This window comes from Chelativorans sp., assembly GCF_031180965.1.
Lineage (GTDB): Bacteria > Pseudomonadota > Alphaproteobacteria > Rhizobiales > Rhizobiaceae > Chelativorans.
This window is the reverse complement of record NZ_JAPSLH010000035.1, coordinates 1-12,855: the sequence shown is the minus strand read 5'-3', so window position 1 is coordinate 12,855 and position 12,855 is coordinate 1. Positions and strand designations below refer to the sequence as shown.

The window sequence follows — 12,855 nt, the reverse complement described above, 5'->3', positions numbered from 1 at the left end:
ACCTTTCCGGGGAGCTCTCAGGCGGGCGGAAGCGGCAACCAGTCACACCTGCAAAGTAGCGCAGTTTTTGTGCAATGCAACAAATGCGTCCCCACTCACGGCTCGATACTCTTGGCCATCAATTCCCTCGCTCGGTGCGGCGCAGCATCAGAAGCCGGACCTCCGGGGCTATTCCGGGCGGCACTTCCGAATAAAACTGCCGCGCAAGCGGGTGCGGGGCTTCCTCCAACGGGCACTCGACGAAGCCATGGGCCGCATAGAAGCGCTCGTTGAACGGGAGGTCGCGGAAGGTGGAGAGCGAAACGCCAGCGCGGCCATCCTCCATAGCCTTGGCGACAGCCATATGCAGCAGAGCCGCCCCGATGCCGCGGCGGCCATGATCCGGATGCACCGCCAATTCCCTCAGGTGGAGGAAGTTTCCCAGCGGGTGGAGAACTGCGTAGCCTGCGGGGCCTTGCAAAGCATGCTCCGCCACGAAGGTCTCGTAGGCAGAGGCGAAGGAATGGAACGCCTCCGGCGCCGTGGGCGGGTCCGGCACCAGAGTGGGGAATCCGAATTCGGCAAAAAGTCCGGAGGCGCGCACTTCCACCGCCGCAAGCGGGATCGCATCGTGAGGCATATATGCACGGATGGCATAGTCCTCCGGCAGCATGGTGCGCCAGTTCCCAGGCGGGAGATCAACCCTCATAGCCCTCGACGAGCACCATCTCCGCGTCCGCCACCTGCTGGCGGATGGCCTTCGCTGCCTGGTATTCGGGCGAGTTGTAGCAGTCCTTGGCGTGCTGGAGCGAGGGGAATTCGATCACCACATTGCGCCCGCGCCCGCGGCCTTCCATCGCCTCATAGGCGCCGCCGCGCACCAGGAATCTTGCGCCGTATTTGTCGAATGCAGGTTTCGCCGCGGCCACATAGTCCTTGTAGCGCTCGGGGTCGCGCACATCCACATGGGCAATCCAATAGCCTTTGGGCATTTCTTTCCTCCTCTCGGCTCAATCTGCCGCTGCTCGCATTTCCCGCAGGATTGCCTCGGCCGCGGCTTTCGGCTCGCTCGCCGCTATGACCGGCCGGGCGACGACAAGGTGGCTCGCGCCGGCGCGGATGGCGTCTGCCGGCGTCACCACCCGCTTCTGGTCGCCATGGGCGACGCCGGCCGGCCGGATGCCGGGGGTCACCACCGCCAGATCCGGGCCCAAAAGCTTCCGCACGGTGCTCGCCTCGGCGGCCGAGCAGACGACGCCGCCCATGCCGGCATCGCGCGCCTGCTCGGCGCGGCGCAACGCCAGCGTCTGGGGATCATGCTCATAGCCGGCATCGATCAGGTCCTGCTCATCCATGGAGGTGAGCACGGTGACGCCGAGCAGGCAGAGGCCGGACCCTTCCGCCGCGCCTACGGCAGCGCGCATGGCCTTCGGATAGGCATGCAGAGTCAGCATGGCGACGCCCATCCGGGCAATGTTCTCCACGCCCTTCGCCACGGTGTTGTCGATGTCGAGGAGCTTCATGTCCAAGAAGACTTTGCGGCCGGACTGGACCAACTCGCGCGCGAAATCGAGGCCTCCCGCGAAGGCAAGCTGATAGCCGATCTTGTAGAAGCCGACCGTGTCGCCAAGTTCCGCGACCAGTTTTTCTGCCGCGGCCAGGCTCGGCAAGTCCAGCCCGACGATCAGGCGCTCGCGCATTTCGTCAGCGGGCATCGGCTACTCCCCCAAACGACTCGATCGGGGTCCAGTCGCACAAGAGTTTTCGGCTGGCAATCCCAAAGGCGAAGAGGTTGCCGCCGCCCGCCGGCTGGTCTTCCTCACGCGAGATGGGCCGTCCGGAAAGCCGGCACTTGAGCAGAGTGCCCACGGCGCCGTGCCCAATGAAAAGAACCGGGATTGAGGTCGCGCACCGGTCGAGCGCGTTCTCGACAGCGCGTTCGATGCGGTCCGCCGCGTCCACCGCCCTCTCCCACCCCTGCCAGCTCTTCTCGGGCTCGCCGAAAAACCGATCGGCAGCGGCCTCGAACGCCTTCGGCTCAAGGAAGCCGGTGGACGAGCGGTCGTTCTCGCCCATGGCCGGATCGATCTCAAGCGGAACGCGCAGATGCGCCGCCACGATCGCCGCAGTCTCCACTGCCTTGGTCTCCGCGCTGGAAAAGATGCGCGTGACCGAGTGGAGCCACTCCTGCGCAAGCATCAGTTCGACGCGCGCTCTGCCCTGCCGCGACAAGCGCCATTCGGGGACCGGCCGCGCCGGTTCGATCTCCACCTGCGGATGGGTAAGGTAGTAGGCGGTCACCGGGCCATCCGGGAAGAGAAGAGCCGGGCGCGTTCGATCAGGGTCTGGCAGACCTTGGCCATCGCCTTCCGCAGACGCTCCTCGACGAAATCGCCGTTCTCGTCGAAGGCTTCCTGCGCGCGCGGAACGGAACATTGCGGCGTGATGATCTCCGCTTGGCAATGGACGAGCACCGCGCGCAGATGGTTGATGGCGCGCACGCCGGCGAAACCGCCGTCCGACGATGAGCAAAGCGCGACGAGCTTGCCGCTGAAGGCGCGCATCGGCCTGCCCTGGGCATCGGCCTTGACGCGGCTGACCCAGTCTATGGCGTTCTTGAGCAATGGCGGGATGGAAGAATTGTACTCCGGCGTGGCAATCAGCAGCCCGTCGTGGGCCATCACCATGCGGGCGAGCTTCACCGCATTGTCCGGCACCCCTTTCTCGCGCTCCAGATCCTGGTTCAGGATTGGAAGCGGATAGTCCGCAAGCGAAATGCGCGTGACCTCCGCGCCCTGCAGGGCCAGTTCCTTCATGGCGGCGTCGGCGGTCTTGCCGCTGAGCGCGCCGCTGCGTGTCGAGCCGGCGAAGACAAGTATGCGCGGTGTCATGAGCTTATCCCTTGCCGACCCGCTTCAGCACCGATGCGCCGGCGCGACTTCAGGAGCGCGCGGCGCGCCTGTAGATCCAAAGATGCGCCGGCGGGATATTGCGCACCACGAAATCGAAGCGCTCTACGGCGTAGGTTCCGCGGCCGGGAGGCACCGGCGACATTGCGCCATAGGTGATCTGGATGATGGGCCGGCCAGGCGGCATGAGGTCAAGCAGCCGCTCGATCAGCTCTACGCGCTTTGGGACAGGAAAGTTCAGAAGTGGGATGGCGCAGACGATGCTGTCGAAGACGCGGCCTTTCCAGGGCGCGAGCGCCTTGTCGAGGTCGAATGCATCGCCATGGACGAAGTTCACGCCCGGAAAATCCTCGCGCAGCTTTTCCACGAAATCCTGCGAATACTCGATGGAGATGAGGTTTTCCGGCTTTATGCCGCGATCGAGAATGGCGCGGGTGATCACCCCCGTGCCCGGCCCCAGCTCCAGCACCAGATCATCGAGTTCGGGGCGGACGATGGAGGCCATGCGCCGCGCGGTAACGCTGCTCGTCGGAACGATCGAGCCGACCGCCTTCGGCTTGTCTATCCAGCCGCGAAAGAAGCGCAACTCCTCGTCGAAGCGGGAGACGATCGCCTTGCGAACGTCGAAAGCTCTTCCCATCTCGTCCTCCTCGGGCCGTTGAACCATCTCAACCGCCCCATGCCGGCACCATTCAAAACGCGCCGGCCCCCTTTACTCGCCGAAGGATTCGAAGAATTCCTTCATGCGCGCGAAGAAGCCCGTCGATTGCGGGCTGTTGTCATTGGAGGATATTCTCTCGAATTCCTCAAGCAGCTCCCTCTGCCTTTTGGTCAGGTTCTGCGGCGTTTCCACCGCTACCTGTATATATAGGTCACCGACCTGCGGCTGCCGCAACACCGGCATGCCCTTGCCGCGCAGGCGGAATTGACGGCCGTTCTGCGTGCCTTCAGGGATTTTCACGCGCGTCTGGGTGCCGTCAAGCGTCGTCACCTCGAAGGAGCCGCCGAGCGCGGCGGTCGTCATGGAAATCGGCACTTTGCAATAAAGGTCTGCTCCGTCGCGCTGGAAGAACTCATGCGGCTTGACCGAGAGGAATATGTAGAGATCGCCGGGCGGCCCGCCGCGCAGCCCCGCCTCTCCTTCGCCGGCGAGCCTGATGCGCGTGCCATCCTCGATGCCGGCCGGGATGTTGACGGACAGCGACCGCTCCTCGGTCACGCGGCCCTGGCCGGAGCATTTGCGGCAGGGATCGTCGATGATCTGGCCGCGTCCCTGGCATTGCGGGCAGGTGCGCTCGATGGAGAAGAAGCCCTGGGCGGCGCGCACGCGACCGGCGCCATGGCACATGGGGCATTGCTTGGGCGTGGAGCCCGGCCGGGCGCCCGTGCCGGAACATTCCTCACAGGAAACGGAAGTCGGAACGTGGATCTGCGCCGTCTTGCCGGTAAAGGCTTCCGCCAGCGTGATCTCCATATTGTAGCGCAGGTCCGCGCCGCGCTCGCGCCCGCCGGAGCGGCGCTGGCGCCCGCCGCCCATGATGTCGCCGAAGATGTCTTCAAAAATGTCGGCGAAACCGCCATTCTGGAAGCCGCCGCGCGCACCCATGCCGTTCTCGAAGGCCGCATGGCCGAAGCGATCATAGGCCGCGCGCTTTTGCGGATCGCGCAGGGTTTCGTAGGCCTCGTTGATTTCCTTGAACTTCTGCTCCGCCTCCTTGTCGCCCGGATTGCGGTCCGGGTGATATTTCATGGCGAGCTTGCGGAAAGCGCTCTTCAGTTCTTTTTCATCGGCGTTTCTCGACACGCTGAGCGTCTCGTAAAAATCGGCCTTCATGCAAGAGATCCCGCAATTCTTGTGGGGCTAAACCGGCGCCCTGATCGGTGCCCGCTATTTAGTGATCCGCTGGAGCGAATGCCATAGTTTACCTGATTTAGCCAGCACCGAGAAACGAGAGGCAAAGAAGCTCCGCCTCAAAAACAAAAGCCCGGGCCGGACCCGGGCTTTTCGCCAATTCATTGCCTGACGAGATCAGGCCGACTTCTTGTCGTCCTCGTCGATCTCCTCGAAGTCCGCATCAACCACGTCGTCATTCGACTTCGCACCGCTGCCGGAATTCTCCGAGCCGCCGGCGGCATTCTCCGCCTGGCTGGCTTCGTAGACCGCCTGGCCAAGCTTCATCGAGGCCTCGGCGAGCGCCGTGGTCTTGGCGCGGATCGCATCGGCGTCCTCGCCTTCCGCGGCCGTCCTCAATTCGGCCATCGCGTTCTCGATGGCCTTGCGGTCGTCCTCCGAGACCTTCTCGCCAAATTCCTTCAGCGACTTCTCGGTCGAGTGGATCAGCGCCTCGGCCTGGTTCCTGGCCTCGACCGTCTCGCGCCGCTTCTTGTCGGCAGCCGCATTGGCCTCGGCATCCTTGACCATCTTCTCGATGTCAGCGTCGGAGAGGCCGCCGGAGGCCTGGATCCGGATCTGCTGCTCCTTGCCCGTGCCCTTGTCCTTCGCCGAGACGTTGACGATGCCGTTGGCGTCGATGTCGAAGGTCACCTCGATCTGCGGCACGCCGCGCGGCGCCGGCGGGATGCCCACCAGGTCGAACTGACCGAGCAGCTTGTTGTCGGCCGCCATCTCGCGCTCGCCCTGGAAGACGCGGATCGTCACCGCGTTCTGGTTGTCCTCGGCGGTCGAGAAGACCTGGCTCTTCTTGGTGGGAATCGTGGTGTTCCGGTCGATGAGGCGGGTGAACACGCCGCCCAACGTCTCGATGCCGAGCGACAGCGGGGTGACGTCGAGCAGCAGCACGTCCTTCACGTCACCCTGCAGCACGCCGGCCTGGATGGCGGCGCCCATGGCAACCACCTCGTCCGGGTTGACGCCCTTGTGCGGCTCCTTGCCGAAGAAGTTCTTCACCGTCTCCTGGACCTTCGGCATGCGTGTCATGCCGCCCACGAGCACCACCTCGTCGATCTCGCCGGCGGAGAGGCCCGCGTCCTTCAGCGCGGCCCGGCAGGGCTCGATGGTGCGCTGGATCAGATCCTCGACCAGGGTCTCGAACTTGGCGCGCGTCAGCTTCATCGCCAGATGCTTCGGGCCGGTCTGGTCCGCGGTGATGAAGGGCAGGTTGATCTCGGTCTGTGAGGCGGAAGACAGCTCGATCTTCGCCTTCTCCGCAGCCTCTTTCAGGCGCTGGAGGGCGAGCTTGTCGTTTTTCAGATCGATTCCCTGTTCCTTCTTGAACTCGTCGGCCAGATAGTTGACGAGCCGCATGTCGAAGTCTTCGCCGCCCAGGAAGGTGTCGCCATTGGTCGACTTCACCTCAAAGACGCCGTCGCCGATCTCCAGGATCGAGATGTCGAACGTGCCGCCGCCAAGGTCGTAGACGGCAATCGTCCTGCCGTCCTTCTTGTCGAGGCCGTAGGCAAGGGCGGCCGCAGTCGGCTCGTTGATGATGCGCAGCACCTCAAGGCCGGCGATCTTGCCCGCATCCTTGGTGGCCTGGCGCTGGGCGTCGTTGAAATAGGCGGGAACGGTGATCACCGCCTTCTCGACCTTCTCGCCGAGATAGGATTCGGCGGTCTCCTTCATCTTCTGAAGGATCATCGCGGAGATCTGCGAGGGAGAATATTTCTGGCCCCGGGATTCAACCCAGGCGTCGCCATTGTCGGCCCTTACGATCTTGTAGGGGACAAGCTTCTTGTCCTTCTCGACCATCGGGTCGTCGAAGCGGCGGCCGATGAGGCGCTTGATGGCGAAAAACGTGTTCTCGGGATTGGTCACGGCCTGGCGCTTGGCCGGCTGGCCGACCAGACGCTCGTCGGAATCCGTGAAAGCAACGATCGACGGCGTGGTGCGCGCGCCTTCCGCATTCTCAATGACCTTCGCGTCCTTGCCGTCCATCACGGCGACGCAGGAATTGGTGGTTCCGAGGTCGATACCGATTACTTTTGCCATTATTCTTCTCCGCCTAGCAGACTGTCAGGACCCATTCCGGCGTTCCAGGCAACAGCCCCTGTTCATATTGGATTTGCCGGGAGCGTTGTCGGCAAAACGCAGCTCCGCGACACGCGGCGTATATAAGAACCACGATTTTTCCGTGCAAGGCGCAGTCGCCGTTCTGATCCGTCTGAAAGCCGAGCAGCGAAGATTCTACACCTTCTCCCAGCCATCATGGCTGGAAGCGCGGTAGATCGCGTCGATCATCTTCTGGTTCTCGAGCGAGTCCTCCAGCGTGAAGACCTGCGCATCCTCGCCGGCAACCGCTCGCGCAAAGGCCTCCGCCTGCAGCCGGTACTGCCGCACATCGCCGAAGCGGAAGACCGTGGACTGCGCGTGGTTGATGTTGTTGAGGGTGACGCGGTCGTCGCCATAGATGCGCGAATTGAACGGGGTCTCGACCTCGATGAAGCCCTTGTCGCCGTGGAAGACCATCACCTGCCGGGCTGCCATTTGCGTCGCGACGTAAAAGCTCATCTCGAAGCCGTCGAACTCGGCCTTCACGCTGGCATAGACATCCGTTCCGAAGGTGGGGTCGCGCTCCACCACAGCTTGCACGCGCGCGGGCTCCCGGCCCGTGACGAAACGCGTGGCAACCGTCGGATAAACACCGATATCGGGCAGCCCGCCGCCGCCAAGCTCCAGCCGGTTGCGCATATTGCTGGGGTCCACATTGTGGTAAGTGAAGGCGCCCTGCACGTGGCGCAGCCTACCGACCGCGCCTTCGGCGATCAGCTCGCGCACCTTCCGCCACTGAGGGTGGTAGGTGACCATAAAGGCTTCGGAGATCAGGACGCCGTTGCGGTCGCGCGCCTCGATCACCTGCCGGATGTCTTCGGCCCGAAGCGCAAGCGGCTTTTCAACCAGCACATGCTTTTTCGCGTCGGCTGCCTTTATCGCCCACTCGACATGCTGGGACGTGGGGAGCGGAATGTAGACGCCGTCCACTTCGGGCGATGCAAGCAGCGCCTCATAGGACGAGAAAGTGTGAGGGATGCCGAAGCGGGCGGCGACCGCCCGGCCCCGCCCCTCGTCGCGGCTGGCGATGGCGGTCACCACGCCGTTTTCGGCATCCAGAAGCTGCGGAATGACATGATCGCGACCGATTTTTGCGGTCGACAAAATACCCCAGCGGAACATGTTTTTCCCTCCTCGAGGCTAGCTTCTCAGCACACCGCCCGTCTGCTTGCCCACATTCTCCACGATTCGGCCGGCAAGCGCCTCGAAATCTTCGTCCGCCAGCGTGCGCTCGATGGGCTGGATCGTCACCTCAATGGCGATCGACTTCTTGTCCGGCCCGAGGGCAGGCCCCTCAAAGACGTCGAAGACGTTCACATCCGCTATCAGCTTCTTGTCGGCTGCCGCGGCGGCGCGCGTCACCGAGGCTGCCTCCACCTGACGGTCCACCACAAAGGCGAAGTCGCGCTTCACCGCCTGGAAGGGCGAAAGATCGAGCCGCGGCCTGGTGCGCGTCGGCCGCGCCTTGGGCTCGGGGATGGCGTCGAGATAAATCTCGAAGCCGCAGAGAGGGCCGGAGACATCCATCTCCTCCAGCGTTTTCGGGTGGAACTCGCCGAAGGTGCCGAGGATCTTTTGCGGCCCGAGCTTGATAGTGCCGGAGCGGCCCGGATGATACCAGCTTGGCCCGCCGGCCTCGATCTGCAGCTTTTCCACCGGCGCGCCGCAAGCTTCCAGCACGGCAAAGGCGTCCGCCTTGGCATCGAAGACGCCGACGGACGCGGCGTTGCCCGACCAGTGGCGGCCGTGCGCTTCCAGCCGCGCCGTACCGCGCCGTACGCCTGCCGCGACACGGCGCTGGTCCTCCGGCCGCTCGCCCTCATAGGTGCCGGAGACTTCGAACAGCGCCACGTCTGCAAAACCGCGGTCGGCATTGCGCTGCGCAGCGGCGATGAGGCCGGGCAGCAGCGAGGGCCGCATGGTCGACATGTCCGCCGCAATGGGATTGGCGAGCTTGATCAGCTTACGATTGTCGCTGAAAAGCCGCGCATGCTCTTCGGGGATAAAGGACCAGGTCACCGCCTCCATCATGCCGCGCACGGCGAGCGTGCGCTTTGCGAGACGGGTGCGGATCTGCGCCGTGGTGAGGATGCGGCCCCCGACGGCGTCCTTCGCGATCATGGGCTGCGGCGCGATCCTGTTCACGCCGTGGATGCGCATCACCTCCTCCACCAGGTCGGCCTTGCCGTCGATGTCCGGCCGCCAGGAGGGGACCGTGACCTGCACCACCTCCCCTGAGCCTTCGGGCTTGAACCCGAGACGGGAGAGGATGGAGAGGCTCTCCTCGCCCGGAACGTCGAGGCCGGTGAGGCGCTTCACCTCGGCTGCCGGGAAGGAGACTACCTTGCGTTCCGCCGGATCGTAACGGCGGCCCGCGACATAGGTCTGCGTGGGCCGGCCGCCGCACAGCTCCATCACCATCCGGGTGGCGAGCTCCAAGCCGGGCTCGTTGAAGGCCGGGTCGATGCCCCGCTCGTTCCGGTAGCGCGCATCCGTGATGATGCCGAGGTCGCGGCCGGTGCGGGCTACGCTCGTTGGCTCCCAGACGGCAGCCTCGATCAGCACGTCAGTGGTGTTTTCGTCGCAGCCGGAATGCTCACCGCCCATCACGCCGGCAATCGATTCGATGCCAGAATCGTCGGCAATCACGCACATCTCCGCGCCAAGCGTGTATTCCCGGCCGTCGAGCGCCAGAATGGTCTCACCCGCGGCGGCGCGGCGCACCACGAGGTCGCCCTTGACCTTGGCAGCATCGAAGACATGCAGGGGCCGTGCCCGGTCGAAGGTGAGATAGTTGGTGATATCCACCAGCGCGTTGATGGGGCGCAGGCCAATCGCCGTCAGTCGCTGCTGCATCCATTTGGGAGACGGGCCGTTCTTGACACCGCGAACCAGGCGGAGCGCGAAAGTGCGGCAGAGATCCGGCGCCTCGATATGGACCCTCACCGGGCACTCGCCCTCGCCCGTAACCCGCTCGACCCCGGCTTCCTTCAACCGCCCAAGCCCGGCGGCCGCCAAGTCGCGCGCGATGCCGTAGACGCCCGTGCAGTCCGGCCGGTTGGGGGTAAGCCCGATCTCGATGACGGGATCGTCGAGCCTTGCCCATTTGGCGAAGGATTCACCCACCGGCGCGTCCTGCGGGAGATCGATGATGCCGGTGTGCTCGTCGGAAAGCTGCAGCTCTCGCTCCGAGCACATCATGCCATGGCTTTCCACGCCGCGGATCTTTCCGACCGAGAGCGTTACGTCGATGCCAGGAACGTAGGTCCCGGGAGACGCGAACGCGCCGACGAGCCCGGCGCGCGCATTGGGTGCGCCGCAGACGACCTGAACTGGCTTGCCGTCGCCGGTGTCGACGGTGAGCACCTGGAGCTTGTCGGCGTCCGGATGCTTCTCAGCCGTCAGAACCTTGGCGATGACGAACGGTTTCAGCGCCGCCTTGTCATCGACCGACTCGACCTCGAGCCCGATCGAGGTGAGCGTTTCCACGATCTCGTCGAGCGTGGCCTCGGTATCGAGGTGATCCTTGAGCCAGGAGAGTGTGAATTTCATGAGTGTCGGCCTGATCAGTTGGCGCGGTTGCGCCGTGGGGCGAAGCCCTGATTGAAGCGGTGTTTTATTGAAGGTTAAGCAGCTTTCCGCGGTTTCCGCGCACCCGGCGCCTTCCAACCGAGGAGCATACCCTTCACGGAGACGCCTTCGTCCATTGCGGGCCACCAGACGCCGCTGAATTGAAGCTCGACAACCGCCCGGTCCTCCGGAGAGGCCTTCTGTAGGAATGGATACCACCACAGGGGGGTCCTGATCTGACGGCCATCAGCCAGCGTGACGTAGACATAGTCGTCGTCGCACCACGCCGCGATGGGGCGCATTTCCTCCGTTTCAAATCCCGAAGAAGTCATTCCACGCTCCGATCCAGGCATCCCGGTTCTCAGCGACTAAGGACAAGAGTTCTCTCATCTCGCGCTCATTGTAACCGTGTTGGTACTCGATCTCCAAGTTCCGCAACCATACCTTGGCCGACTTGCCGTCCTTCGCAATGTGAACGTGCGGCGGCTCGAACATGTCCGAGGAATAGAAGCGGAACTTGTAGCCTCTCCATATGAGAAGTGTCGGCATTCAGCTGCTGAGCCCGCCAAACAGCGTCGGCAGGTCGAGCGGGCGGAAGCCGTAGTGCTCCAGCCAGCGCACATCGGCATCGAAGAAGGCGCGCAGGTCCGGCATCCCGTATTTGAGCATGGCGATGCGGTCGATGCCCATGCCCCAGGCAAAGCCCTGATATTCGTCGGGATCGAGCCCGCCATGGCGCAGCACATTCGGGTGCACCATGCCGCAGCCCAGGATCTCCAGCCAGTCATCGCCCTCGCCGAACCGGATCTCGCCCGGCCTGGAGCGGTCGCACTGGATGTCGACCTCCAGGCTCGGCTCGGTGAAGGGGAAGAAGCTCGGCCGGAAGCGCATGTTGATCTGCGGCACCTCGAAATAAGCCTTGCAGAACTCGGTGAGCACCCACTTCATGTTGGCGACATTCGCCGTCCTGTCGATCACCAGCCCCTCGAGTTGGTGGAACATGGGGGTGTGCGTGGCGTCCGAATCCGAGCGGTAGGTCTTGCCGGGGATGACGATGCGGATGGGCGGCTTCTGCGCCTCCATGGTGCGGATCTGCACCGGCGAGGTGTGCGTGCGCAGGAGCTTGCGCTCGCCCTTCTCGTCCGGCTCGAAGAAGAAGGTGTCGTGCATCTCCCTGGCGGGGTGGCCCTCGGGGAAGTTCAGCGCCGTGAAATTATAGTAGTCCGTCTCGATATCCGGCCCCTCGGCGATCGAGAAGCCGAGGTCGCCGAAGATGGCGGCGATCTCGTCGATGACCTGCGTGATGGGGTGGATGCGGCCGCGCTCCGCGGGCGGGCGATGGACGGGCAGCGTCACGTCGACCTTCTCACGCTCAAGCCGGGCGGCGATCGCAGCATCGCGGAGCTCCGCGCGGCGGGCGGCGAGCGCCTCCGTAACCTTGTTCTTGAGGCCGTTGATCGCCGGACCCATGACCTGCCGCTCCTCAGGCGACATGGAACCTAGCGTCTTCAGCTTTTCCGAGATCGTCCCCTTCTTGCCGAGGGCTGCAACGCGCACGGCTTCCAGCGCCTGCTCGTCGCCGGCTGCGGCGATCTCGTGCATGATCCTTGTTTCGAGTTGGTCCAGATCACTCATATCCGTCATTCAGCCCCCGTCGTGGCTAGTCTTCCCGATCGCGCTCAATACCTGTCTGCATGAAAAAACCCGCGCCAGCCCTGCCAGCGCGGGTTCCCGAAATTCTTCCTCTGCTCGGGAGCGCTGGTCTTAAGCGACAGCGCTCTCAAACGCGTTGGGAGTGGTGTTCTTCAGATATTCGAGCGCGCCCTTGGACTTCGCCACGAGAGCGGCGAAAGCCTGCGGCTCGTGCACGGCCATGTCGGCCAGCACCTTGCGGTCGATCTCGATGCCGGCCTTGTTCAGCCCGTCGATGAAACGGCCATAGGTCAGCCCGTGCTCGCGCGTGGCGGCATTGATGCGCTGGATCCAGAGCGCGCGGAAATTGCGCTTGCGGTTCTTACGGTCGCGATAGGCATATTGCAGCGACTTTTCCACCGCCTGCTTGGCGATGCGGATCGTATTCTTGCGGCGGCCGTAAAAACCCTTGGCGGCTTTCAGGACCTTCTTGTGCTTGGCATGGGCGGTAACGCCCCTTTTTACGCGTGCCATGACATGATCTCCTTAACTGTTCCTGATTCCGCTTCTTCAGAAGCTGTAGGGCATGAACTGCTTCACGATCTTCGTATCGGGATCGGAAAGCACCATTGTGCCACGCGCATTGCGGATGAACTTGTTGGAACGCTTGATCATGCCGTGGCGCTTGCCAGCGGCCTGCACCTTCACCCTGCCGGTCGCGGTCACCTTGAACCGCTTCTTGACGGCAGACCTCGT

The 12,855-nt window shown here is 63.8% G+C and carries 15 protein-coding genes; all 15 read right to left on the bottom strand.

Annotated features, from left to right (window positions below; genetic code table 11):
• Positions 1-118 precede the first annotated feature (118 nt).
• Entirely contained in the window at positions 119-688 is a 570-nt protein-coding gene (locus tag RIN79_RS19210) for a GNAT family N-acetyltransferase (RefSeq protein ID WP_309086306.1), read from the bottom strand.
• The gene (locus tag RIN79_RS19205) at positions 678-971 is read right to left on the bottom strand and encodes a DUF1330 domain-containing protein (RefSeq protein ID WP_309086305.1); all 294 of its coding nucleotides are present in this window, start codon (positions 969-971) and stop codon (positions 678-680) included. Before RIN79_RS19205 ends, RIN79_RS19210 begins: the two co-directional genes overlap by 11 nt.
• A gap of 18 nt (positions 972-989) precedes the next feature.
• Positions 990-1,694 (bottom strand): orotidine-5'-phosphate decarboxylase, encoded by a 705-nt coding sequence (gene pyrF / locus RIN79_RS19200; protein WP_309086304.1) that lies wholly within the window; start codon positions 1,692-1,694, stop codon positions 990-992.
• Positions 1,684-2,280: a histidine phosphatase family protein gene (locus RIN79_RS19195; protein ID WP_309086303.1), complete on the bottom strand. Its 597-nt coding sequence runs from the start codon at positions 2,278-2,280 to the stop codon at positions 1,684-1,686. The genes pyrF and RIN79_RS19195 overlap by 11 nt, the downstream gene beginning before the upstream one ends.
• The gene (locus RIN79_RS19190; protein WP_309086302.1) at positions 2,277-2,870 is read right to left on the bottom strand and encodes an NAD(P)H-dependent oxidoreductase; all 594 of its coding nucleotides are present in this window, start codon (positions 2,868-2,870) and stop codon (positions 2,277-2,279) included. The genes RIN79_RS19195 and RIN79_RS19190 overlap by 4 nt, the downstream gene beginning before the upstream one ends.
• 49 nt (positions 2,871-2,919) lie before the next feature.
• Complete coding sequence (pmtA, locus tag RIN79_RS19185) at positions 2,920-3,528, bottom strand: phospholipid N-methyltransferase PmtA (RefSeq protein ID WP_309086333.1); 609 nt, start codon at positions 3,526-3,528, stop codon at positions 2,920-2,922.
• Between the two features lie 72 nt (positions 3,529-3,600).
• The gene (gene dnaJ, locus RIN79_RS19180) at positions 3,601-4,722 is read right to left on the bottom strand and encodes a molecular chaperone DnaJ (protein ID WP_309086301.1); all 1,122 of its coding nucleotides are present in this window, start codon (positions 4,720-4,722) and stop codon (positions 3,601-3,603) included.
• A gap of 195 nt (positions 4,723-4,917) precedes the next feature.
• Positions 4,918-6,837 carry a molecular chaperone DnaK gene (gene dnaK, locus RIN79_RS19175; protein ID WP_309086300.1) on the bottom strand — a complete coding sequence of 640 codons (1,920 nt, stop codon included), beginning with the start codon at positions 6,835-6,837 and terminating at the stop codon, positions 4,918-4,920.
• A 195-nt stretch (positions 6,838-7,032) separates the two neighbouring features.
• Entirely contained in the window at positions 7,033-8,019 is a 987-nt protein-coding gene (locus RIN79_RS19170) for a Gfo/Idh/MocA family oxidoreductase (protein ID WP_309086299.1), read from the bottom strand.
• Between the two features lie 18 nt (positions 8,020-8,037).
• Positions 8,038-10,449 (bottom strand): phenylalanine--tRNA ligase subunit beta, encoded by a 2,412-nt coding sequence (pheT, locus tag RIN79_RS19165; RefSeq protein WP_309086298.1) that lies wholly within the window; start codon positions 10,447-10,449, stop codon positions 8,038-8,040.
• 74 nt (positions 10,450-10,523) lie between these two features.
• Positions 10,524-10,799 (bottom strand): DUF2442 domain-containing protein, encoded by a 276-nt coding sequence (locus RIN79_RS19160; RefSeq protein ID WP_309086297.1) that lies wholly within the window; start codon positions 10,797-10,799, stop codon positions 10,524-10,526.
• On the bottom strand, positions 10,780-10,962 hold the full coding sequence (locus RIN79_RS19155; protein WP_309086332.1) for a DUF4160 domain-containing protein: 183 nt from the start codon (positions 10,960-10,962) through the stop codon (positions 10,780-10,782). The genes RIN79_RS19160 and RIN79_RS19155 overlap by 20 nt, the downstream gene beginning before the upstream one ends.
• A 54-nt stretch (positions 10,963-11,016) precedes the next feature.
• Entirely contained in the window at positions 11,017-12,102 is a 1,086-nt protein-coding gene (pheS, locus tag RIN79_RS19150) for a phenylalanine--tRNA ligase subunit alpha (protein WP_309086331.1), read from the bottom strand.
• Positions 12,103-12,231: 129 nt separating this feature from the next.
• Positions 12,232-12,633 (bottom strand): 50S ribosomal protein L20, encoded by a 402-nt coding sequence (rplT, locus tag RIN79_RS19145; protein ID WP_309086296.1) that lies wholly within the window; start codon positions 12,631-12,633, stop codon positions 12,232-12,234.
• A gap of 36 nt (positions 12,634-12,669) precedes the next feature.
• Positions 12,670-12,855 (bottom strand): 50S ribosomal protein L35 (gene rpmI, locus RIN79_RS19140; protein ID WP_309086295.1); only part of this gene is annotated, 186 nt, incomplete at its 5' end.